Source organism: uncultured Methanospirillum sp. (genome assembly GCF_963668415.2).
In the GTDB taxonomy this organism is placed as follows: Archaea; Halobacteriota; Methanomicrobia; order Methanomicrobiales; family Methanospirillaceae; genus Methanospirillum.
This window is the reverse complement of sequence record NZ_CAXXDL010000001.1, coordinates 1559996-1582344: the sequence shown is the minus strand read 5'-3', so window position 1 is coordinate 1582344 and position 22349 is coordinate 1559996. Positions and strand designations below refer to the sequence as shown.

General features: G+C 43.9%; 22 protein-coding genes. 8 read left to right on the top strand and 14 right to left on the bottom strand.

Features of this window, described 5'->3' with window-relative positions:
• Nucleotides 1-45: 45 nt before the first annotated feature.
• Nucleotides 46-816, bottom strand: coding sequence for a helix-turn-helix domain-containing protein (locus ACHZA2_RS07325; RefSeq protein ID WP_319579183.1), 771 nt, complete (start codon nucleotides 814-816; stop codon nucleotides 46-48).
• Nucleotides 817-879: 63 nt separating this feature from the next.
• On the opposite strand from ACHZA2_RS07325, the gene ACHZA2_RS07320 reads away from it, so the two are divergent.
• Nucleotides 880-2109, top strand: coding sequence for an MFS transporter (locus tag ACHZA2_RS07320; protein WP_319579182.1), 1230 nt, complete (start codon nucleotides 880-882; stop codon nucleotides 2107-2109).
• Nucleotides 2110-2206: 97 nt separating this feature from the next.
• On the opposite strand, the gene ACHZA2_RS07315 is transcribed toward ACHZA2_RS07320, so the two are convergent.
• The 8 genes from ACHZA2_RS07315 to ACHZA2_RS07280 form a co-directional block, all read right to left on the bottom strand.
• On the bottom strand, nucleotides 2207-3667 hold the full coding sequence (locus ACHZA2_RS07315) for an MFS transporter (protein WP_319579181.1): 1461 nt from the start codon (nucleotides 3665-3667) through the stop codon (nucleotides 2207-2209).
• An 84-nt stretch (nucleotides 3668-3751) separates the two neighbouring features.
• Nucleotides 3752-5680 carry an alkyl sulfatase dimerization domain-containing protein gene (locus ACHZA2_RS07310; RefSeq protein WP_319579180.1) on the bottom strand — a complete coding sequence of 643 codons (1929 nt, stop codon included), beginning with the start codon at nucleotides 5678-5680 and terminating at the stop codon, nucleotides 3752-3754.
• Nucleotides 5681-6100: 420 nt separating this feature from the next.
• Nucleotides 6101-6544, bottom strand: coding sequence for a MarR family transcriptional regulator (locus ACHZA2_RS07305; protein WP_319579179.1), 444 nt, complete (start codon nucleotides 6542-6544; stop codon nucleotides 6101-6103).
• Nucleotides 6545-6722: 178 nt separating this feature from the next.
• A complete protein-coding gene (locus ACHZA2_RS07300) occupies nucleotides 6723-7043 on the bottom strand; it encodes a hypothetical protein (protein WP_319579178.1) in 321 nt (106 codons plus the stop codon).
• Complete coding sequence (locus ACHZA2_RS07295; protein WP_319539455.1) at nucleotides 7040-7303, bottom strand: DUF4405 domain-containing protein; 264 nt, start codon at nucleotides 7301-7303, stop codon at nucleotides 7040-7042. The genes ACHZA2_RS07300 and ACHZA2_RS07295 overlap by 4 nt, the downstream gene beginning before the upstream one ends.
• An 878-nt stretch (nucleotides 7304-8181) precedes the next feature.
• Nucleotides 8182-8433 (bottom strand): hypothetical protein, encoded by a 252-nt coding sequence (locus ACHZA2_RS07290; RefSeq protein ID WP_319539456.1) that lies wholly within the window; start codon nucleotides 8431-8433, stop codon nucleotides 8182-8184.
• A 22-nt stretch (nucleotides 8434-8455) separates the two neighbouring features.
• Nucleotides 8456-8599: a hypothetical protein gene (locus ACHZA2_RS07285; protein ID WP_319579177.1), complete on the bottom strand. Its 144-nt coding sequence runs from the start codon at nucleotides 8597-8599 to the stop codon at nucleotides 8456-8458.
• 668 nt (nucleotides 8600-9267) lie between these two features.
• Nucleotides 9268-9660 (bottom strand): nuclear transport factor 2 family protein, encoded by a 393-nt coding sequence (locus tag ACHZA2_RS07280; RefSeq protein ID WP_319579176.1) that lies wholly within the window; start codon nucleotides 9658-9660, stop codon nucleotides 9268-9270.
• Nucleotides 9661-9749: 89 nt separating this feature from the next.
• Between ACHZA2_RS07280 and cdd the strand changes: the two genes are divergently transcribed.
• Complete coding sequence (gene cdd, locus ACHZA2_RS07275; RefSeq protein WP_319539458.1) at nucleotides 9750-10250, top strand: cytidine deaminase; 501 nt, start codon at nucleotides 9750-9752, stop codon at nucleotides 10248-10250.
• A 100-nt stretch (nucleotides 10251-10350) separates the two neighbouring features.
• Complete coding sequence (locus ACHZA2_RS07270) at nucleotides 10351-10890, top strand: cache domain-containing protein (protein WP_319579175.1); 540 nt, start codon at nucleotides 10351-10353, stop codon at nucleotides 10888-10890.
• A gap of 113 nt (nucleotides 10891-11003) precedes the next feature.
• Here the strand turns inward: ACHZA2_RS07270 and ACHZA2_RS07265 are convergent, their stop codons facing one another.
• The 3 genes from ACHZA2_RS07265 to ACHZA2_RS07255 all read right to left on the bottom strand — a co-directional run bounded on the left by ACHZA2_RS07265 (nucleotide 11004) and on the right by ACHZA2_RS07255 (nucleotide 15196).
• Nucleotides 11004-13253: a hydrophobe/amphiphile efflux-3 (HAE3) family transporter gene (locus ACHZA2_RS07265; protein WP_319579174.1), complete on the bottom strand. Its 2250-nt coding sequence runs from the start codon at nucleotides 13251-13253 to the stop codon at nucleotides 11004-11006.
• Nucleotides 13254-13277: 24 nt separating this feature from the next.
• On the bottom strand, nucleotides 13278-14594 hold the full coding sequence (locus ACHZA2_RS07260; RefSeq protein WP_319579173.1) for an S-layer protein: 1317 nt from the start codon (nucleotides 14592-14594) through the stop codon (nucleotides 13278-13280).
• Between the two features lie 98 nt (nucleotides 14595-14692).
• Complete coding sequence (locus tag ACHZA2_RS07255; RefSeq protein ID WP_319579172.1) at nucleotides 14693-15196, bottom strand: MarR family transcriptional regulator; 504 nt, start codon at nucleotides 15194-15196, stop codon at nucleotides 14693-14695.
• Nucleotides 15197-15456: 260 nt separating this feature from the next.
• Here ACHZA2_RS07255 and ACHZA2_RS07250 point away from each other — a divergent pair, with 260 nt between their 5' ends.
• Together ACHZA2_RS07250 and ACHZA2_RS07245 are read left to right on the top strand one after the other, a co-directional pair.
• Entirely contained in the window at nucleotides 15457-16185 is a 729-nt protein-coding gene (locus ACHZA2_RS07250) for an RNA-binding domain-containing protein (RefSeq protein ID WP_319579171.1), read from the top strand.
• An 84-nt stretch (nucleotides 16186-16269) separates the two neighbouring features.
• Nucleotides 16270-17412, top strand: a complete 1143-nt coding sequence (locus ACHZA2_RS07245) for an ATP-binding protein (protein WP_319579170.1) — start codon at nucleotides 16270-16272, stop codon at nucleotides 17410-17412.
• Between the two features lie 112 nt (nucleotides 17413-17524).
• Here ACHZA2_RS07245 and ACHZA2_RS07240 read toward each other — a convergent pair whose 3' ends face one another.
• A complete protein-coding gene (locus tag ACHZA2_RS07240; RefSeq protein WP_319579169.1) occupies nucleotides 17525-18028 on the bottom strand; it encodes a hypothetical protein in 504 nt (167 codons plus the stop codon).
• 238 nt (nucleotides 18029-18266) lie between these two features.
• Between ACHZA2_RS07240 and ACHZA2_RS07235 the strand changes: the two genes are divergently transcribed.
• From ACHZA2_RS07235 to ACHZA2_RS07225, 3 genes are read left to right on the top strand one after another with little or no spacing between them, the layout of a single operon-like run.
• Nucleotides 18267-18791, top strand: a complete 525-nt coding sequence (locus tag ACHZA2_RS07235; protein WP_319579168.1) for a hypothetical protein — start codon at nucleotides 18267-18269, stop codon at nucleotides 18789-18791.
• 12 nt (nucleotides 18792-18803) lie between these two features.
• Nucleotides 18804-19502 carry a hypothetical protein gene (locus ACHZA2_RS07230; protein WP_319579167.1) on the top strand — a complete coding sequence of 233 codons (699 nt, stop codon included), beginning with the start codon at nucleotides 18804-18806 and terminating at the stop codon, nucleotides 19500-19502.
• Between the two features lie 26 nt (nucleotides 19503-19528).
• Nucleotides 19529-20554, top strand: coding sequence for a hypothetical protein (locus ACHZA2_RS07225; RefSeq protein ID WP_319579166.1), 1026 nt, complete (start codon nucleotides 19529-19531; stop codon nucleotides 20552-20554).
• 190 nt (nucleotides 20555-20744) lie between these two features.
• On the opposite strand, the gene ACHZA2_RS07220 is transcribed toward ACHZA2_RS07225, so the two are convergent.
• A complete protein-coding gene (locus tag ACHZA2_RS07220) occupies nucleotides 20745-22337 on the bottom strand; it encodes an IS1634 family transposase (RefSeq protein WP_319580941.1) in 1593 nt (530 codons plus the stop codon).
• Between the last annotated feature and the right edge of the window lie 12 nt (nucleotides 22338-22349).

The following is a 22349-nucleotide window of genomic DNA, read 5'->3' as shown; positions in this document are numbered from 1 at the left end:
GACCACAATCCCTTTTTCCTGGCGTTATTGTCCGGAGAGAACCGTTCAGATCTTTTTCCGTGACCTCTCCACCTGCTCAATCTCCTGGAGAATCTTCCGTGAAAGATATCCAGCGTACATATCCGGGCAGATGAATACCCCTGTTATTGTTCCATTCTCTTCCATAACTGAGAGTGATTCACGGCGGTCAGCCATCAGGAGCAGTTTCAGTGAGATTCCCATAGCATCTCCTGCTTCAGCATGAAAGAACGATGACTCGATGTCATTCCCGCCGACATAGCATTTTACCTGAGTAACTCCTCCAAGCTCCTCTCTTCCGACTACGAGGTACAGCGGTATCCTCTTTGCAGCACGTGAGATATCATTGGCATATCTGGTGAGAAACTCCATATCATTGCAGAGAAGGATGATCTCTGTCTTTGCACGACGGAGCATCATTCTGATCTGCGTATCCCGGGTCCATTCTGTTCGCAACTCATATCCCTGCATGAGCTGTTCCGGTGTCTCTGTTTCAAGCACTTTTAGCCGCTGATACAACCCTTCAAGGGAATCAATGGACTCCTTTTTCAGTCTCTCAAAGGTCTGTGAGGCATCTATCGGCGAGTACCGCACCGGCAATTTTCCTGAAGAGACGACAAACCCTTTCTCAGCCAGGGAGGTCAGTGTTTCATAGATCCTGCCTCGTGGTATTCTGGTCTGTTCGTGAATCTCACGTGCACTTGCCACTCTCAAGGCTGACAGGATACCATACACCTTTGCCTCGTACTCGCTCATCCCGATCTTCTTCAGTTCGAGAAGTAATGAATCATCGATCATAATGAGAGCTACTCAATTCAGGAGCACTTTCTTCATATTTTGCCATTTGTAATCAGATAGGGCATGACAGCCACATCGTTCAAACCATCGGGATGGACCTTACTTTTTCTCTTGCTTTCAGCCATGATGATTCTTATGGGGGGAGCAGCAGTCGCGCCGGCTCTTCCGCTCATCAGTCAGGCATTTCCCGGTGCATCAGAGACATTAATATCGTTAATTATCACCCTCCCTGCACTTGCAATTGCTCTCACCGGGTTTTTTATCGGTGCTCTATCAGACAAATTCGGAAAAGTTCCGGTTCTTGTCGCCTCCATTGCGGTCTTCACCACCGCAGGCAGTTCCGGATTTTATCTTAACTCAATATACGCGATATTAGTCGGAAGATTCATCCTTGGAATGGGGATTGCAGGTATCACCTGCACCACATCCTCTCTGATCGCCTGCTACTATGAAGGGATTACCCGGGCACGGGTTCTCGGGTATCAGGCTGCAGCAATGGGATTCGGGGTGTTAATTCTTGAAACCAGCGGGGGGATTCTCGCCGGAATATCCTGGCGGGCAGCATTCCTCATCTATCTGATTGGTCTTGTTATTCTCGTTGGTATTATCACATCAATGAGAGAGCCGGCAAAGCCGAGATTTGAGGAGAAGGAGAGATCTTCTGATGAGACCTTCCCTGCTTCACCACTCCTTGCGGCATACATAACCCTGTTTCTAGGAAACATGCTCTTCTTCCTGCTGCCCACCAAGTTCCCGTTCTTACTTGCAAATCTTGATGCAGCACGGGTGATCGGAGAGAACACCGCTCTTGCAAGTGGAATATTTCTCGGGATATCAGGCTGCGCCTCTTCACTCATAGGAGTGATGTACGGGAGAATTGCCTGGAGATTTCGCCGGAACACAATCCTGACCTTCACCTTCGTCTTCTTTGGAGCAGGGCTCTGTATTCTCGGGTTCGCATCATCTCTTATCACAGTAGGAATCGGGGTTGTCTTTATCGGTATTGGTGAAGGCATCCTGATGCCGACGATACTCACGTGGATCGCTTCCATAACGCCGAAACAGTATCTTGGAAGGGCTAGCGGAGGGTTCTCCGTTGCTCTGAACCTTGGTCAGTTTGCATCCACACTTGCCATCGTGCCGGTATTTGTCATAGCAGGGACCTACAGGAATGCATTCTTGGCATGTGGATGTGTGGCATTCTTCTTTGCTCTGCCGTACCTTTTCGCAATACTGAAGGAGAAATACGGATTTTCCGGGGTTAATCCGGTGAACTCAAAAGTAGAGATATAAGATCAGCCTGACAACCCACCGTTCTGACAGGAATCAGAGGATTAAATCCTGATGGATCAGGATTATCCCTGCTCCAGTTCTGTTCCTGTCTCCTTCCTTACTTCTCGTTCTGATAATCCGGATGTATCTCAAGGTTTGCACATGCTGCAACGACCAGCATACACAGGCTGAGCAAAAATGCGAACCAGAATGCTAAGCCGAACCCGGACTCAAGGGCAGTTTTTGAGAGATTGTTCATCATCTCACCAACGCTGGCTGCTGATGCAACAGAACTGATGCCCTGGACAAAGAGTATGTTGAATATGGTTACTCCGAGCATCATGGGAATGAACCGTTCGAGACTCGTAAAACTGGATATCATGCCCTGGTATCTCTTTGAGACCGAGTTCATGATCATGCTGGAAGAGGATGTGAGTATCAGGCCTGCCCCGGTTCCTACAAGTGCCAGGCAGAGCACCGTAAACCAGGGGTTTGAGTCTGGCCGGATCTGTGTGATAAGGAAATAACCCAGGATTTCAAGCGCCCCGGCAGTACCGTTGATCCATCTCCATGGCACCTTTCCTGCTCCTACTCCTGCAAGAATTCCTCCAAGCATGAGCGCTATCGAGAGGGTCGAGAAGACCAGCCCAACAAGCGATGGTGAAAACTCCTGCAGATACTGGAGATAGAACGGAAGAAGAAAACAGACTCCTCCGAAGTTGAAGAAGAGCAGGACAATAAGGGAGTTCGTGAAAAGGAAATTCTTCTCCCTGAAGAGCCGAAGCTCAAGCAGTGGTTCGGGGAATGAGAGTTCGTGCTTCACAAAGAACCCGGTTGCGAGAACGGTCAGAGCCGCTGCTCCGAGAATTACCGGACTTGTCCATCCAAAGGTCTGACCCTCTGAGAGGAAGAAGAGCATGGATGAGAGGACGGTAAAGGTCAGCACTGCACCGGTGCGGTCAAACCCGGGGATCCATCTCCGTCTCTCTTTCTCTGGGATCACTTTTGCACCCAGAATGATCGCCCCGATCCCGATCGGGATGTTGATGAAGAAGATCCAGCTCCATGAGAGGTGCTGGGTGAGTATTCCTCCGGCTGTAGGACCTATCGCTCCTCCTAACGCCTGAATCGTAAAGACTGTTCCCATCGCCTTTCCCTTGAACTCCATCGGGATGTAGGCAGTGACCATGGCAGGCCCGATTGCGGTGATCATCGATGCCCCGACTGCCTGGAATATCCGGGATATGATAAATACCGGAAACGAGTTCAGAAATCCGGGAAGAAAACCCGCTGCTAACGACCCGATGGTGAAGATCATGAACCCTGACAGGAAGACGGTCTTAAACCCGATGACGTCTGAAACCTTGCCAAATATGAGGACACAGCCTGCCATCACCAGGATGTAACTGGTTATGACCCAGCTTGCTACACCCGGGCTGACATCAAAAACCTGTGATATGGTCGGGAGTGCGACGGTAACAATGGTCCCGTCGATTGCTGACATAAAATTTGCGAGCGAGATTGAGAATATGAGAAGAATGAGTCCCCTGTATACAGGATCAGCCCGGGATATTGTCATCAGTGCAATATTAAACTGAGCAGAGAATAATGTTTCTTTTCATTAACAGAACTAATCCGGGGTTCGGAGAGAATCTCAAAAAAGTTAAGGGGTGACGATGTTGAACCCGGGGTTGAATACATCGAGCATTCCGACAAACCTGTCAAATACTTCTGAGTCACCGGTTGTTGTCACATCTTCAGGAGTTGTCGACGGGTCGAGTGCAAGTCCTTCGAGTGTCTTTCTTGGCATAGTCACCGTGACAACTGCATCTGGTGAGGAACTGTCAACCCAGTACACAAGTGCGTTGTTCTTGATCTGGATCAAGGCCGTGTCACCGGTGTCAGAAAGAACAAGGTTCATCTTGTAGTCTTCGCCGTCTGCCTTCTGTCCATTTACCCTGACTGAGATGTAATCCAGAAGTTCACTCATTGACATGGCAGCCATGATATCATCTGATATTCCACTGCGCATGGTGACCGGTTCAGTGCTTCTCAGTTCTTGTGCACCCATTAGGTAAGCATTTCGTGCTGTTCCTGACTCAACCTGATATCCGAGCTGCTCCAGGGCATCAGCCTCCATCTCGCGTGCCTCCATGTTTGTCGGATCTGCAAAGACGAGATAGTGTGCAATTGAGGCAACCAGTTCATAATTACCTGCATCATAGTCCTTTTGCAACTGAGCAAGTGCTGCATCAGCACCTCCCATGTACCTGGTGATCTCTGTTGCAAACTCAGTCGGTGGAAGTCGTTTGAGATTTATCGGGTCTGCATCATAGAATCCAAGGTATTTCTGGTAGGTCGCCTTGACTCCCATGTAGAACTGACCGTAGAATCCATGAGTGTACCAGTACTGGTCAAGTGACTCTGGTAGTTCAATCATGCTCGCGATCTCATCCATGGTGTATCCTTTGTTGATGAGATTGAGGGTCTGGTCATTGATGAACTTGTAGAGATCACGCTGGTTTTCCAGCTGCTCAATCACTTTATCAGTTCCGAACACCGGCCAGTGGTGGGCACGGAAGAGAACCTTTGCCTTGTCTCCGTAGAGATCACGTGCCTCTTTGAGATTGTTGGACCAGGAGAGCGGGTCCCTGACCTGTGCTCCGCGAAGGGTCAGAAGGTTGTGGTAGGTTGCCGCACAGTTCTCAGCCATGAACAAGGCACTCCTCTGCGGGAACCAGACGTTCATCTCGACAGGTGCCTCTGTGTTCTCTGCCAGCTGGAACTCCATCTGGACACCATCAACAGTCAGTTTCTGTCCGGTCTTTGTGATGTCAACGGTGGGGGCGATCAGGGATGCAGTTCCTGTCGATGGGCTTTTACCAAGGCCGATATCGATATTTCCTTTTGCATCCCTGGGCAACTGAATCCCATACTGGTAGGTTGCCCGTCTGAACATGGCATTTCCTGCATACACATTCTCGCTCAGGGCGTGCTCCATGAAATGTTCAGGTGCGATGATCTGCACATCACCGGAATCGACAGCCTCCTGGGTTGTGACTCCTTTCACTCCCTGGTAATGATCCACATGGGGATGCGAATAAATAACTGCTTTCACCGGATATTTTCCGATGGTCTTGTTGACAAGGTCCATGGCTGCCTTTGCTGTCTCAACAGAGACAGCAGGGTCGATAACTATCCAGCCGGTGTCTCCTTTGATGAAACTGATGTCTGATACATCGTATCCCCTGACCTGGTAAATGCCGTCTGTGACATTGAACAGCCCGTTGATATTGTTGAGCTGTGCCTGTCTGAACAGAAGCGGATTGATGGTGTCAGGGCAGCTTTCGTTGTTTAGAAAACTGTAGGAATCCATACTCCATGCAGTGATGCCGGGGTATGCCGATGGTATCACAAGGGGTGAATCAGTCGCAATAAATCCCTTGTTTGCGAAGATAAAATCCTCATCGTTGTTGTTCCAGGCAGCAGTATCATTTGCCTTCTCGTGTATTGCAATAGTGTATTCTGTCGCCTCTTTCCTGTCATCTGCATATCCTGCACTACAGATAAGGGCGAAACAGAGCAGTCCCAAGAAAATCCAGATCGTTCTCATGAGTAAACAATGTGAAATGAATTTTCTCTGAATATATGTAGATCGATTTGTGTTTTGGGTCTTTAGAAAAATAAGGGAAATACTTCCTCTAACGAGGGTGGCAATTTAAACTTTTTGTGTTCTTATTCAGATCCGGGGCATCTGTTCAGACATCGAGTTTAAAATATAATAAAATCCGGCCATGACAGATTAAGGTATTCTATATTTCTCAAATGATACCAACCTTGAACCGTTGTATGAACCATCTGGCAGACATATGTCTGACAAACTTTTTTCTTTATAAGGTTCCTCAAAAGTCAGTTGATAAAAGTGGCAGGTAGTATGTATCGGCTAACAAAAAATCTGGTTAAAAACCATTATTTTCAAAGAATAAGGTAAAAAAAACATTACTGGTGAGAGTCATGAATGTGTGTAATCGCAGACGTTATCATACATTGTGCAAAACGTTGATCTAACTGCTTCATGCTGATCCTGATCCAGGTTTGCAAGGATGATATTATCCCAGCGTTGTGCAATCGCCATAATATTTCGTTTTATTCCTTTCCCTTTCTTTGTCAGGAAGACTTTGTATGCACGCCTGTCATCCTCGTCCCTCTCCCTGATGACATAGCCCTCATCTATCAGTCTTGTAATTGCCCTGGTAATAGTAGCCTTGTCCACCTTGATGATCTGGGAGATCTTCTCCTGGTTTATACCATCTTTCTTGTAGAGGGGCATTAATATGAAGAACTGCCCTGAACCGATGTTGTATGGCTCCAGTTCCTTGTCCAGATATGTCTGGTGATACCGGTAGAGAAATGAGATATACTTCCCGACAAATTCAAATTTAACTTGTTTTACCATATATCAGGAACACACCATGCCGGCTATTCTGCCTCTTCTGCAAAAATAACCCTTATTGTAATATCAGTATGTTGGTTTCAATCATGCATTATTGTTGTTTATTGGCAATGCCAGAACCGGCATCCAAAGGTTGCATTGAACGTATAACTGTCTGGGGTGAAAAAAGAATATGAAATGATCAGGCAGTCTCATTTCCTTCTTCGCCGAGATCACAGAATTTGTCCTCATCAAGATCACCGTAGAGCGGACATCCCGGACAACTGCAGTGGAATCCTTTCGGGCAGGTCCCTGCGAGACTATCAGCCTTTGCCTGGGTGTCTTCATCAATCAGGGTAGTTCCTGCATCGTCTGAAATAACCTTCTTCTGTTCACTTGTCGTAGCAAGTAACGGGTCCTGGCACCCGTCGGTGCCGGATGCGGATCCTGCACTGACAAAACTGCCTATGAAACTTACAAGACAGAATATCTGGAGTATGATTAATATGGATCTATTCTTCATGATGAGCTCCTTTGTGTCAATCCCCGGACCATTCTCTTCATCATTCCTTTGAACTGGAACACATGGAGAGCAACAAGGATGGTCATTACAAGCCCTGACCAGTCGTGGAGTTCAGTTATGAGTGTCAGCGGTACCTGACGGTAGGTGAGCCCCAGACCGGTGATAAGCCCGGGCCATTTGATGAATCCGGTGATAACACAGATGATGGTTGAAATGAGGAGGAGAAGGGTCGTTATCTGTGTGACCGTTTTTCTCTTCATAGGTTTCTCTTTGGTAATTTTTGGGTAGATTCACTGAACGGTAGATCTCTCGTTCATTCAGTCTTTCAAACATGAACAACCCCCGATATATAACACGGTGAATGATTCACCGGGTCATCAGATCGGCAGGGTTGTATGTGCACGGATACTGTTTCATACAGTCGTATAATTAGTTGCTTATGCAACCATAATCTACATATTTGCTTCCATTTTTCCTGAAGAATCAGGTTTTAACAAAATGTTTGTGAATTCATGTTTTGTCAGAACCATGGAAATCTCTGATTCCATTACGTATCTTCAGAAACAACGATTCATTCGTTGCATGAGTAACACAAGAAAAAGGCTTCATATCCTTATGATGAACCCTGATCAAATTAGTTGCAAATACAACTTTCAAGTTCAATATCCCTGTCTCCGTGTTGCAGATCAAAAAGACCTGGATGTAACGGATCAGAGATCTGGATGAGTGTCCGGGTTCAGGATTGTGTAGGAGGATTGAATTGATAATCTGATTATGCCATATTACTTACAGAATGTGAAATGGGGAGTGTTGTATTGGAATTTTCTTATGAAGCACTCCATTTCACGGGTTTATTATGAGTCGCTTATGGGTCTTTCAGATCTGTTCCTTTTGCTTGTGGTTCGCCTCCATGCTTTTTCGTTCGAGCACAGTTGCTTTCAGAAGCTGGTTCACCTGAACGTTGTTCAGATGACCACACTACATATGTAAAGGACTTTTTACATATACTTTCTTCTCATGAACTGAGTACTCCCATTATTCACATCAAACAGGTATCCTCTGAAAATTTGAGACCTGCTCAGGAGAGTGCTGATAGAATTGAAATGACTGGAAATGTAGGAGGAAGAGAAAAGGTTTTTTATGCCTGGGATGGTGTGATCAGCCAGGTGGTACTGTTTGAGTAACTGTACTTCTGAATTGTGAACCTCGGGCAGTTATCAGCCAGAATTCCCATGTTTGTTCCTACCTCTTTGGATGAGAGGCCTGTATCTCTGGCAATATACTTTGATTTGAAGAAATTTTTCCCTTCTTTTACCCGGTCTTCCAGGTAACTTATCAGGGTCATCTGTCTTTCGTTATAGGTGCTGGTGAGAGTATTTGCTCTAAACATAATTACCTCATGTACTCAGTGATTAAATGTAGGAGGAAGACCAGCCGTCTGACGGCTGGCTGAAGTTCGGTTGGATCATTGCAGCATACAGAGAGAGTCGGCAACCTTCCCTGAAGGGTCTGGTTCCCGGCTTTGATGATGAGTCACTTCGATTGTAGGAGGACATGTTGAACGCAGCTCATCTATTGTGCACAGAGCCTGTATGGGTGTCCGGAGTTTTTCCGGCGAACCTTGTGCAGGTCTCTGTGTGACATACTCCTGTTGCATGAAACAGGTTATAAATACTACAGCAAAAATCTGTTAAAATCAGTTAGAAATACATTTTATCTGCATTGTGCTGGTATTCTTGGTATGTTCTTTCATCTGGTGGCATAATGACTGAACCGGCAGCATCCGGGGGTGTTGCACCTGGTTTTCGATGGTGTCCGGGTCATAAAAAAATTGGAAAATTATGATGGTATTGGCCGGTTTCTCTCCGGTTTAAACTGTTGCAACCTGTTGCAACACTCAGAAACAATGAGATACCCGTGATCTTTCAGGGTGATCACTGGCAATCTGATCGGTAATCGCGGATGAGGAAGAGCGGTGAATGACTGATCGGATCGAGAAGATGGGAAGTCTGGCGAAAATATGAAGATATCCTGTATCCGGGTGGATAAGATTTGTATGAGTATGATTTCAGGGAGATATTGACATGTGAAACTGGAAGACAAGATCCTCCGAAAATCTGTTGGTTCAAGAAGATCTTATTTCCATACACTGATGTAGGGCCGGAAACTATTGTTATGTCCTGATTTTTCCCTTCGGGAGATAAATTTCCTGAATGATTGGAATTTAATCACCTCCCTGCTCCCCCGGAATTGGGAGACCCTGTTGTCGTAGAAACGTCAATTTATCCCAGTAACCCCGTTGGAACACTATTTTTGAGTCAATGACATGAAAGAACCCACATCCACGGAGACCTTGTGGATCCCTCCACTCCATAATGGCCCATTCTCCATCCTCAAACATATTTTCCACAATACAGGTCATTGATGCATTCGCAAAACTCTCTACAAACATCTTCCTGATTGCATCGTGCCCCTGGACTGGCTCTTCTGCGACCTGGTGGTTGATTGCCTCCTCATGGTACAGACTGACCAGTTTCTCGACATCAATCCTGTTAAACGCCTCAACAAACTGTTGAAGGACTTCTTTCGGCCTCATCGGTGCATACTCTTTATCCATCCTCCTATTTGAGAATCAAACATTTGATTCTCCCATGCATTATGAGATGGGGAGTATCTATTTTCATCATCTGCGTACAGACACTTGGTATGCACATTGTATCATTGCTCTTTCTGGTCCTTGTTATCCCTGGTCTGATGATCACTCCTCTCTCTGCTGATGATCAGAATATTCATAAAACCGGGATAACACCAGGATCAGTGACTGATGAAGACCTTATCAGGTATTCAATAGAGACTCAAAATAACACATACTGTCCGTATTCACACTTTAAAGTAGGTGCCGCCCTTCTTACCGCTAATGGGACTGTATTCACGGGGGCAAATGTGGAGAACGCTGTGTACGGTTCATCTGTAACCGCAGCTGAGGTGGCGGTGTACAAAGCAGTTTCAGAAGGAGAGCAGAAGTTTTCAGCGATAGCAGTCACGAGTTCAGGAGGAGATTTTGCGTACCCGTGCGGATCTGACCGACAGATAATTTCAGAATTCGGGCTGGACACACGGGTCGTTGTCTCAAATGGATCAGAGATGAAAGTAACCACTATCCGTGATCTGCTCCCAGGTTCCTTCGGACCATCAGACCTGGCCTGACCCGTTACAATATGCTCCATCTGTGGGATGAACAGACCAATTGGGTTACTGGGGGAGTGTATGATTCGTTTTTATTGGATCATCCGACACATTTTATGGTATGAGAAATACCCCGGTCCCGTTCCTTGCTGTACTTATTCTCTGCCTGGTTCTGGGTACTGCCGGCCATGTACATAGCCAGTCCCAGATCCCCGCTTCAACACCTGATGCTACGAATCCCCCAGTTCAGGAGGAGTACACCTCAAATGAGACTCTTGTCACTTTTGTTGAGAATGCGGTTACCTATGCTAAAACACATGGCCGGGAGGCAGCACTGGCTGAATTTTCCAACCCCAATGGTTCGTTTGTCAAGGGTGAACTCTATATCTACGCCTACGATTTTAACTGCACCACGCTTGCCCACCCGTTCAACCCGGAAAAGATTGGCAAGAACAGGCTAGGAGAATCTGACGCATATGGAAACCCATATACCCAGCAGTTTCTCGATGCAGCACGAAACGGGTCCGGGTCTGTCCGTTTTTATTACCTCAATCCTGCTCACAACCGGACGATTGAATCAAAACTGGGATATGTACAGAGGGTAGATGAGGACTGGTGGCTCGGATCTGGCATATACACAGGGCCCGCTGACCGGGTCTGATGGTGTAGGCGGTATCTGCAACCAATACCGGTGCATCTTTCGGACTTCTCACATAATAGGGTTGTAACCACTATCGGGCACGAGGATCTCTCTCCGAACCGATCAAAAAAAGATTATTTTTGGTGAGCAAGGGGAATATGCAGCACTTCCTCTTCGAACTCTTCTACGTCGCGTTTGATCATGTCAACAAATGAGAGGATTGCAGGCATGATGACAACCGCTCCAATCAAAGAGAAGAGCACTGCGATAATGGTAGTTAACCCGAAATCAGAGATGATCGGGAAGGTTGAGAGGATCAGTGCTGAGAACCCGAAGAAGGTTGCAAATCCTGATACCATGATTGCAGAACCTATCTTACTAACACTATTCTTCAGTGCCTCAATAACGTCAGGGGTCTTTTCCTTCTCTTCGATGAATCGTTCCATCACAAGAATGGTATACTCTGCAGCAACTCCTATCGTCATAGAACCCAGGCATGCAGTCATGACATTATAGTCAATACTGAGGAAGTTCATAGCGACTGCATTCCATCCAACAACGGCAGCGATTGGCACGATCGGGGTAATTGCATTTACGTTCCGGTATACAACTGCCAGGAACAGGACTACCAGGATGAATCCGGTGTAGGTGATAAGTTCCTTACTCTCGACAATATCATTGACCAGGTTGGTAAACATCGCGAAGTTACCGGTAACCTGAGATACTATTCCCGGGGGTGGTGGATAAAGTTTTAAATCCCCTTCGATATCCTCTTTCAGATCGCTCTGGGTCGTTGTTGTTAACTTCACGGTATTAAACTGGATAACTGCCTCGTTATTCCCGTTCACATACGAGTCCCTGACATCCTTCGGAATCGTATTCAGAACTGCATCCAGTTCACTTTGAGTCTGTGGCATCACCCCGTTGTTATAGGTGATCACATAATCTGCGATACTGGTTCCCTGGGTGATCTTCGATCGTGTCCTGACCTCCAGATCGGTAAACTCCTTCATCCAGTTCACCGAATCAAGCGTGAGAACATCAGATCCATGGACTACAATCGGTGCAGTATCTGTAGAACCCATCGTTCTGGTCACTTTATCCAGGGTAGTCTTCGAGGGCATATCCGGAGGCACAAATGAATTTTGATCTGTGTTCACCGGAATACGGGTGTCTACCTGGATTCCTACAAATGCAACCAGAAGAACGATCAGTAGAACCGGGACCGGTCGTTTTGCTACCCATACTGCGGTTTTAGAGAGCACTGAATCGACGATAGCCGCCTGCTTTGAATTTCCGTGCCCTTTTGCCTTGTAATTAATAAGCACTGCAATCAGGGGAATTCCGATGAGCGAGGTGATGTAACAGGTCACCACACCGATGATACTGACGAGGCCGAATCCCTGCATCATCGGAACCGGAGAGATGTACATGGCTAAAAATCCCATGGATGTTGCAAGCATGGCATACATCACGGCAGGACCGGTCTTGGTTATCGTGATATACACAGCTTCAGCGAGGGGATGATCCCTGGCCTCTTCTTCAAGCCGGGACTGAAATTGGATGGCGTAGTCAATACCCAGTCCTATCATGACCGGAAACGCTGCGATGACAGCCATACTGATCTTATAGCCAATAAGACCGATGAATCCGAATGTAAAGATAAGTCCGGCTGTTACAATAACAACCGGGAGGAACCGGTGATTGACATACCCGAAGAGCAGCCCCATCACGATGACCATGAGGACGAGTGCTGCCATAATGAGAGTTCCCATCGACTCTCCCATCGCAGTGCCCATCTCCTCATCGAAAGCAGCAGAACCGGTCAGTTTGACCGATACACCCGGTGGAGCGTTTGTGCTTGCGATAAACTTCCTGAGGTTTGAGAGAGCACTTGATTTCTGGCTTTCAGATAATCCTGCCTCAAGGCCGATTGCCCCCATATTCAGCATTCCTGATGGAACGTACCCGTTCTTTACGTTCTCAGGAACCTTTGCCAGCACCTCATCCATCTCTCCGGATGAGGACGGGACAACCCCGTTATTCAGGGATTTCACGACATCGACGATGGTTGATACAGAGGTCACATACTGAAGGTTTCTCAGTGGATCTTCCAGAGTATCAATATACTGCATGAGTTCCGGACTTGTTGAATCATCAGATTCTACAAGCAGGATTACGGTTTCTTTTGAAAAGGTATCTGTATAATGTTCAATCAGGACTCCTTCCGGAGAATTTACATCCATGTAGGTTGCGGTTCCGGTCTCCATTGAGACCATGGTCATCCCAAACAGGGAGATAACCATCAGTACAAGGATTATCTTGGAAAGGATTCCCGGCTTATGAACGATGAGATCAGAGACTGTGGAAAAAATTGAATGCATGATCGAATTTTTACCTCGTCATCCTCACCGGTTCTGTTGTTTGCGCCGGTACTCGTAGAGGTAATATGCTCCTCCGAGAATGATGATCATAATTAAGCCGATTACAACCGGATTAGACATGAGTGCAGATAATCCCGCATTGGGAACGACCTGAATCGGGACTTTGATTGTATCTGATACATGGCTGTCGTCCAGGGCATCACGGTATTTTATCTCTGAATCAAGGCCATACATCTTGGTATCAGCAGTTGCACTGAGAGTTAATCCGAATCTGGCAACTTTGCTCTCCCCTGGGTTCATGTCTCCAAGGTATGCAAGGTCATCAGCACTGGTGAACGGATCTACTGCACTGATTCTGACTTCTGCTCCGTACACCGGGACCGATCCGTCATTGCGGTATGTAACTTCGATGTAACTCTTTTTATCGGGATTCAGTTCAGGGCTCTGACTGGTGATGTTAAATTCGACATCAGACCCTACTGAAACACCAACTTTCTGGGATGGGGTGACTACGGTCTCGCCGTCTCCATTGTCATACATCACAGATACCTCGACCGGGTAGTCCTGGGGCTCTGCATCTTTTGAGACACTGACCTTGTACTTGGCATTGACAGTGGCATTGGGTGCAAATGTTCCCAGAAATACGCTGTTAGAGGCCGGGATAATCGGGGAGTTCCCGCTTCTGCTCAGGTTTGCAACAGCATTTGTCCCGGTATCAGTTCCAACATTTTTCAGGGTGAGTGTGAGATATCCTGAACCGCCTGAATTGATGTTCTCGGCCTTTACATCAGAGACCTGCATGGTGATAGCAGACTGCACGATGAATGGCAGATTAAACGTTACTTTCTTCTGAACATACCGGTAGGTGATACTATCTGTTCCCTGCTGTTCGGCATTCTGTAGGTAGGTATAATTCAGTTCAACCGGAACTGAGTATTTCCCGGCCTTTGCGTTATCCGGGACTAATATCTCAAAATTTACTGGAACACTCTCTGATCCCTTTACGTCACCGATCATCTGGGGGTCTGATTTGATCAGAGCCGGACTATCGCCTGGGAGAAGGGAGACAGTCACCATCTTTGCAGTGCTGGGATTGTCATCAGTGTCTACAATATCTGTCTGGACAAACTTGATCTCATTCAATCCTGAGTTTTGAACCTGGATCTGAAGAGGTACGGTTGTCCCGGGTACAAACTCGTTGTTTCCAACAATTGTGACAGAAAGATCCGGAGACCCGGACATGTACTTCGTTCCCGCAAGGGCCGGGGATGTCATTATCGATACTGTCAGGAGGGCTATGCCCACAATCAGGAATGCGTTTTTAAGTTGTGTGAGTTTCATGGTAATGGTTTCACCTTGTTTCCACCCAGTGTGTGTGAAGGGTGGATACTGCTATGAGGAATCATTGGTAATGCCAGTCAGGAATGATCCGGGTTTTCTCATTTTTCTTTTAGATTCTGTTCTGTGTAGAATACCCAGGTTCCCTGATTTTTGATACTGGGGTTTTTAGTGAATGTTGTGTGTATTTCCGCACTGGCCTTGGAAATTCTTTCGAGATCAGAGGAAGAAAATCCGGAAAGAAATGCTTTCATGCGAATTCTTAGCTCATTGAGCATATTGCACAGGTACTTCTTCCCTTCCTCGGTCATGGAGATGTTTATGACTCTTCTGTCTTTCACATCCGGGTGTCGCTCAACTGATCCTTCTGATACCAGGCTGTCCACGAGACGGGTCATGTAAGGCTTTGAGATAAACATCTGGTTACATAACTCCGTCATCGATTGTGATCCTGTAATTTCCAGAATGCCAAGAAGTCGAATTTTTGCCTCCTGTATTCCTGTTATGTCAGGAGCTGTGAGCATCATAATTGTGTGAACGTCTATTATGAGGCTCATAACATCATTTGCAGCGATATCCTGAAGTTCTTCTCCCTGGGTGATCATCTACGCATATCTATTGGTTGTGTTAGTAAATAATTGTGTTTGTGAATAATTGCAAAATGGTATAATTAACCGGTGATAGTATTGAGGGAGCCCGTGTTGAATGAGGGTATCCTGCAAAGATAAGGATCTTCTGCATCTTCATCAGTCATTAATTGGATGAATTTCGATATTATTTATAAGCAAGAAAAATGAAATTCTTCAATTTCTAATTAGTTCTATTATATCAAATTGTGAGAAGGAATCTTACACGAAGGTGATTGATGAAAACCTGTGCTGAGCTCTTCGAAGAGCTTAATGAGCTTGATGAGCATCACCAGATTGAAGCGAAGAAAGTGAGTGAAGTTGGAGATTCACTCATGGAAACCATCTGTGCATATTCGAATGAGTCTGGTCTTGGTGGGGGATACATTCTCATTGGAGTTATCGAGTGTGAGCAACCTTCTGAACATAGATATTGTGTCGTCGGGATTGATAATCCTGAAAAAATTCAAAATGATATCACTACTCAATGTTCTACTCGTTTTAACAAACCCATCAGGCCTAATTGTTTTACAGAGAAACTCGAAGGAAAAACAGTAATCGGAATCTATGTTCCCGAGGTTGAATCCGGGGATAAACCTATCTATTTTAAGAAGGTAGGTCTTCCGAAAGGAGCATTTCGCAGAATAGGATCCAGCGATGTGAAATGCACCGAGGATGATCTACTCGGTTTTTATCAGGAGAGAAATGCCAAGCCTTATGATCAGACTATTGTTCCTCATGCAACATTGAGCGATTTCGATCCTCAAACCATCGCTGAATACCGTCGGTTGAGGAAAGAAAAGGATCCTGAAGCAGAGGAGTTAACGTATGATAATACCGGATTGCTCGAATCATTAAACTGCATTTTGTCTGTTGACGGTACCAATCATCCGACTATAGCAGGTATTCTTCTTTTTGGGAAACGGGCAGCGATTCGAAGATTTCTCCCAATGGTTCGCCTCGATTAGATTCGTGTTTCGGGAAGAGGGTGGGTGGAAGACCCGGATTCTCCCTTTGAAACAATAGAGATGCAGGATCCCATTTTTCGGCTGATGTCTCGTGGAAGAGGGGCTATTCTGGATGATCTCCCCACAAAGAATCTTTTTTCTGATGGTTCAGTTGAAAGAAAGGATGAACCCCGGATTCCCAGGCGGGTTATTCGAGAAGCACTTACGAATGCTCTCATGCACCGGAGTTATCAGGTCCATAGCCCGGTACAGGTCATCAGGTATTCTAATCGTCTTGAGATTCGCAATCCCGGTTTTTCTTTAAAGCCGGTTGAGGAACTCGGAAGACCTGGCTCCCGGTCCCGAAATCCAACTATTGCTTCAGTCCTTCATGAGACAAAAGAGGCAGAGACGAAGGGGAGTGGGATTGGGGTTATGCGACAATATATGAAGAATGCCCATCTTTCTCCTCCCTCTTTTGAGTCTAATCGTGATGAAAATCAATTTGTCGCGACGTTTTTATTTCATCATTTTCTGGATCGCGAGGATATCGAATGGCTCTCTCACTTTAAGGATGCAAATCTTTCAGAGGATGAAGCCAGGATTCTGATCCATGCCCGTGAGATGAATTGGGTGAATAATGCCATCTGTCGGGATTATACCGGGCTTGATACTCTGGGAGTGAGTGGGATTCTTAAGAAACTTCGGAATATTGGCCTTCTTAAGCAGCATTCTCATGCATCCGCGACATATTATACCCCAACGAAACGGTTGTTACATCCGGATGTTGAATCTCCGGGAGATGGTCCAAAGGAGGTATTACCTGGTGGCCAGCCGACACTTGATTTCTTTGATGAGGAAAGAAGCGGGTCCTTACCTACCAAGCTAGCTGAGGAAGTGGCTGCTCCCTCTTTGTTACCTACCAAGTTGAGTCCCTTACCTACCAAGCTTGCCGAGGAAGTGCCTTCTTCCTCTCCGTTACCTACCAAGCTTGAACAAGCAATTCAGCGCTTAGGAAAAAGAAGTGCACCTGCAGAAGTTCAGGTACTTATTGCTCAACTTTGTGAGATCCGACCGTATACCCGCTTAGAACTTTCTCTTATTCTTGACCGGAGCCCGAAACATATCTATCAGACCTATCTGAAATCCATGCTTCGTGACGGGATACTTGAGTTATTGATCCCGGGGAGTCCGAGCAGCCCGAAGCAGGCATACCGGGTGAGATTGAGGAAGGAGGAGGAGGAATGACGGGGAGAGAATCAGCCGACATCAGGCCGGCCCGGGCAAGACAGATGATTCCTGACAGATAAGGATCTTCTGTATCTTCATCAGCCTCGAAAGATGAAAAAATGAGAGATGATCAGGCGAGAAGTGCTACGGTGTCAGCACAGGCTTCGATACTGGTCCGGATGCTATCAGCCTCATAACTGGAAAGCGTGATTCCGTCCCGCCTGAACGTGACCGAGTAGTTTTCGCCGTTTGATGCATGACACTTCAGGATACAACTGGAGGAATCTTCTGAACTGTCATACCCAGGAGTCCCGTTTGTCGCAGTGTTAATTGCGGTAGCTGCAACGATGGTGCTCACATCAGTGCTGAAGGCTACAGAAGTCGGCGCCCTGACTGTAATCTGCCCTACAATCTTTGCCTCGGTATTCTCATAGACAACCTTGTCTGAATAGGATTCAGATCCCCGGACTACTCCGGCAACGGTTCCCGCGGATGATGTGTACGAGATACAACCCCACGGGTTATTAGCAATGATATCCTGGATAAGGGCCAGGAAGTTCGCCACGGTGCCAATCGGAGTGGTGAGTTTTCGCTCAGCCGGCTTGGTGATACTTTTCGGTGTAAAGTCTGCCATGTCCGATTTCCCCGCCGCATTCGTCGCGGCTGATAATCAGGTCTCTGTTTATAAAATAATGGTTTTAATGGGGTTATAATCGAAGCAATGTTTTTAAAACATTTTGAAGATTTAAAGGTATTGAATTACTATTCTATTAATTAGATAATTTATTGATGGATATGTCCTCTTTAAATAGTTAATAAAATAATTGAATACGAAATCTCAAATATTTGATCGATGGATATTATCTAAGTTTATGATAACAAAAGAAGGAGGTGAGTTACGACCGAAATTTTATCAAATTATTAGTGTACCCCAGGAATATTCAGATATTTTTTGCCATAATTTAGACAATAAACAGATTCCCCTTCAAAAAATTGAATGTACTAATGATTCATGCTTATTTTTTGTGAATGCAAGAGAGAATTTGATGCAAGGGTTAAAGGGAATAAATGATTACCAATTCGTTAGCATTGACACTCCGAATTTATTAAAAATAGTTGAACTTTTAGCTACTGAAGAATATTCAATTGATTCTATAGAACTATTATCTAATGAAAACCCAAAAAATTTGGATCCCTTCAAAGATTTTTTTCATACAAATAATGTCAATAAATTAATAGAAACTATTCAAACTAACAATATTCAACTAGACAAGATCAAATTTACTAAGAATGGATTAAAACTCACATTATATAATACAGGGTTATTTATTTCAAATTTATCTATTTTAGATCTTACCCAGAAGATGAAGAAAATTTTCAGTTCAATACAGTTTTAGTTCAATATTATAATGGAATTATTGCAAATTATTAAGGCGGCTTATGATTTTTGCAGTAAAAAATCATTCACTGATTTGGGTTTATTTATAATAATTATTCTCATATTTCGGGCTTTGAATATATTTTGCTTTATATCCGATCAAATTAAACCGATACTATATTTTATTGCAGGAACCTGTCTTATTATTGGACAATTAAAAGATTCAGTTAAGATTGAGCTAGCGTCGTTGAATAATACTCTTGTTTCTAGAGATAGTACTTATGACATTCAAGATCAGAAAGTATATCGGGGATTTTCTAAAATTAAAATATATTTTCCTGCAAAATCTATTGGAATTGATGTAATTATTCATCAGAAGATACCCCTCATAAATTCATTAGTTAAATGGCTGATTCAACGATTCAATCTTGAAATAATTTTTTCTATAAAACACCCCTCTAAAGCGATTAAACTTAACATTCAAGAATACTCTTCTACTCTGTATGAATCTGATGGAATTATTAAAATTCTAAATTTAAACCATATATTGAATGAAGATACGACTACAATTCATACTTATATTGCTCCCAAAAAAATTGAAGATTCTTATACGTTAAATTATACTCTACACATTGCAAATAACCACCCTTCTAGAATAGGGGCAATCGTAAAATTTGTCATCGGTTTTCTTATAATAAACTCTAAAAAGGAGTTGAATATAAATACATAAAACAAATATCTATATTAAGTGGAATAATGGCTCAAATATCTGGAAATAATAGATATACTTCATATCAAATAAAAATAAATGAAAAAAACCTTTCTTCTGAACAAATAAAAAATGAGATCCTTGTCCCAATAAAGGCTAACCGACTTCAGGATTGCAACGTTACTAATGGTAGTGGCTTTCTGCCTTATTCTTTTGGAAAAGAAGATGTTAAATATACAGATAAAATTGAAGATAGCATATACGATAACATCCTTGTTATTTCCCATTTTTCTATTCATCCAAAACAAAGAAAAAAAATAGATGATAATCTTCAATCTCAATTAATCAATGAAGAAGGAGAGAACTCGTATAATACGGCATATATGAGAAAGATCTTACTTCAAGATTTCTATGATCAATTTACGCAAGATCTTATCTTTATTGAAAGAGATGAGTCCTTAATATTAACATTTCCTTCGAATAATCCCGAATTTGTATTGGATAAAAATCTAAAATTTTATTTTAATAAATCAGTAATAATCGAGCACTATATTAAAAATAATAGAATAAACTCAGAAATATTTAATTGGTTAATATGGGATATTAAAAAAGAAAAAGATGGTAGAATTGGGGATATTGTGATTAATTCAATAGATGAATTCTCTTCATCTCCATTACTTACAACAGGGAATCTTAAACTTAAACTTGATGAAATTGATCAGAGCATATACCCCAAACTTGCAAGTAACCTAGGTTCTTCTCACAATAATATTACAATGGAAATTTCTTATCAAGAAAAGAAATATAAATTTAATCTTCAAACCGGAGGCTCATTTACTCCAATATGGGGAGGATGTTCGGGATATAGTACCGGAAACAACAAAACTTCTCGACTGCTGTATTTAAGGGATATTTGTACTAAGATAATTCCTGGAATTTCTGACCATTTTTTGACCGTAGAAAAAGATTGGATCAAGAATAAAGATGTAATATTATCCCAATTAATAGAAGAGGTAATTTTAGCTATTTGTACAAAAGAACAAATTTTACAGATTTTAAATAAAATGGAGTAAATATATTGAACTAAATTTTTTAATGTTTTAACTTGGTACCATTAAAATCATTTTCTAACAATAAAACTCAGTGATCCAATTACAATTTATTATTTGCCTATCCAAATTCCCGCTTTTTTCCTCGGCCATTTCTCCAGCATATTCCTCACCTGCTCTGCTACCACCACATACACCCTCACCTCCCGGATCCTTAAGCACATAAATTAAGTGCCTCTAAAATCTCCCTGTTTTTCTTACTGACTTCAGATTTCATGATTTCCCCCTGAGATAGTTCGAATAATTTGATCTTTTCGAGTTCTAATAGTAGTTTTTCGACCGAATATTGTTTCGCAAGCCCGGTCACTTTCAAGATCATTTGAAGCCTCATTCGAATAATTAGGGCTATGAACACCATGAACAAATATCCTTTCACTGAATCCTCTCTCCGTGCATTGAGTGGCAGTGTTTCCAAATCATTTTTCATCCGCAGGAAGCATTTTTCGACTGCATCTCGCTGACGATACATGGTGAGGCAGGAAAGCCAATCCATCTCCCCGCTGTAAAAAAGTATGAATCGTCCCATTCGGTTAAGACGTTGTGTCACCGCTTTTTGTTTTATTGAGACCTCAAACTGACCATCAACAAACTTCCAATTCAGATATCTGACGTATTTTTTTGCCACTCCCTGAACAACCGTTTCCGGTTTTCTCCAGTTCTGTGGCCGACACCCTTTGAGTTTTTCAAGTGCGTCAAATAACTGTTGGTAAAATGAATCCCGTTCATCCTGTTCTCTTTTAGGGTCATAAAAACAATATCCATTGACTTTAAGGATTCTGGGTCTATCATCTAGATCAAATTGATGCTCAAGAGTTACAGGCATTGCAAATATTGGTCCTTTCTCGTGTTTCTGAAGATATTCAGCCTGTTTAACTCGCGTTTGAGCTTTACTCATCAACTCCTTAACGGAAGTGAGTTGGATCGTAGCTGGGATGATAAATGGAATTTTTTCGTCAATCAGTTCTGCAAGGGTGGTTTGCGAAAAAAATCCCCTATCCATAACCAAGCGAAATTGCTGCGAACCGGCATCTTTTAGCCGAATGATAGTATTTTTTAGTGTTGAAATATCTGCAATGCTTCCAGGATATACATCATAACGAACAGGTATTCCCTTGTCCTTGTCTACAACGAGGGAGAGATTTATCTGGGGAAGACCGTCATTATCCCGATTATATCCATATTCGAGGCACTCTAATAGTTTTGAAGAACTCGACAGACTGGTGATGTCGTAGAGAAGAGTTGCGTTTGGTTCGATTTGAGCGGCAAACCGTTCCATAAACTCTTCAGGAATGTTACTTTGACCAATATTTGATAGGAGCTCGCTGATTCGCTGTCCACTCAGCGGTAACTTATTGTTATTGATCCAGAGAGAGGACCCTTCGTACCAAGACTGAATATTAGACATTGCAGTAGGGCGTAGGATACGGTTGTACACAAGAGATAAGAGCGTATCTGTCTCAATTTCAGTCAGAAATTCTTCAAGAGTAGCCTGAATTGAGAGTTCCTGGGTGATGTTTTGAAGAGGGAGCAGATTCCCATGAAAATACGCAGCTTTTGGAGCAGAAGATACGGACAACCGAGCAGGAATCATTTCATCACTACGGACCTTCACTGGCTGCCCGTCGATATTTTTCCCCAGGTACTTTGACTTGTGGCGGATCTGTTTTTTCTCTTTGTCATAATACGGGGTGTCTTCGTACCAGTACTCCTTCCCATTAATCTTCTTGATACGTATGGTGGACTTCATTTCTGCCACTAT

Coding starts and splice junctions, on each gene's coding strand:
- ACHZA2_RS07285 (WP_319579177.1), bottom strand. CDS start 8,599: ATGTCCTCCTACAATCGAAGTGACTCATCATCAAAGCCGGGAACCAGA.
- ACHZA2_RS07325 (WP_319579183.1), bottom strand. CDS start 816: ATGATCGATGATTCATTACTTCTCGAACTGAAGAAGATCGGGATGAGC.
- cdd (WP_319539458.1), top strand. CDS start 9,750: ATGCACATTGTATCATTGCTCTTTCTGGTCCTTGTTATCCCTGGTCTG.
- ACHZA2_RS07305 (WP_319579179.1), bottom strand. CDS start 6,544: ATGGTAAAACAAGTTAAATTTGAATTTGTCGGGAAGTATATCTCATTT.
- ACHZA2_RS07245 (WP_319579170.1), top strand. CDS start 16,270: ATGTCTCGTGGAAGAGGGGCTATTCTGGATGATCTCCCCACAAAGAAT.
- ACHZA2_RS07260 (WP_319579173.1), bottom strand. CDS start 14,594: ATGAAACTCACACAACTTAAAAACGCATTCCTGATTGTGGGCATAGCC.
- ACHZA2_RS07235 (WP_319579168.1), top strand. CDS start 18,267: ATGATAACAAAAGAAGGAGGTGAGTTACGACCGAAATTTTATCAAATT.
- ACHZA2_RS07300 (WP_319579178.1), bottom strand. CDS start 7,043: ATGAAGAATAGATCCATATTAATCATACTCCAGATATTCTGTCTTGTA.
- ACHZA2_RS07280 (WP_319579176.1), bottom strand. CDS start 9,660: ATGGATAAAGAGTATGCACCGATGAGGCCGAAAGAAGTCCTTCAACAG.
- ACHZA2_RS07270 (WP_319579175.1), top strand. CDS start 10,351: ATGAGAAATACCCCGGTCCCGTTCCTTGCTGTACTTATTCTCTGCCTG.
- ACHZA2_RS07295 (WP_319539455.1), bottom strand. CDS start 7,303: ATGAAGAGAAAAACGGTCACACAGATAACGACCCTTCTCCTCCTCATT.
- ACHZA2_RS07320 (WP_319579182.1), top strand. CDS start 880: ATGACAGCCACATCGTTCAAACCATCGGGATGGACCTTACTTTTTCTC.
- ACHZA2_RS07225 (WP_319579166.1), top strand. CDS start 19,529: ATGGCTCAAATATCTGGAAATAATAGATATACTTCATATCAAATAAAA.
- ACHZA2_RS07220 (WP_319580941.1), bottom strand. CDS start 22,337: ATGAAGTCCACCATACGTATCAAGAAGATTAATGGGAAGGAGTACTGG.
- ACHZA2_RS07290 (WP_319539456.1), bottom strand. CDS start 8,433: ATGTTTAGAGCAAATACTCTCACCAGCACCTATAACGAAAGACAGATG.
- ACHZA2_RS07240 (WP_319579169.1), bottom strand. CDS start 18,028: ATGGCAGACTTTACACCGAAAAGTATCACCAAGCCGGCTGAGCGAAAA.
- ACHZA2_RS07250 (WP_319579171.1), top strand. CDS start 15,457: ATGAAAACCTGTGCTGAGCTCTTCGAAGAGCTTAATGAGCTTGATGAG.
- ACHZA2_RS07265 (WP_319579174.1), bottom strand. CDS start 13,253: ATGCATTCAATTTTTTCCACAGTCTCTGATCTCATCGTTCATAAGCCG.
- ACHZA2_RS07315 (WP_319579181.1), bottom strand. CDS start 3,667: ATGACAATATCCCGGGCTGATCCTGTATACAGGGGACTCATTCTTCTC.
- ACHZA2_RS07230 (WP_319579167.1), top strand. CDS start 18,804: ATGGAATTATTGCAAATTATTAAGGCGGCTTATGATTTTTGCAGTAAA.
- ACHZA2_RS07255 (WP_319579172.1), bottom strand. CDS start 15,196: ATGATCACCCAGGGAGAAGAACTTCAGGATATCGCTGCAAATGATGTT.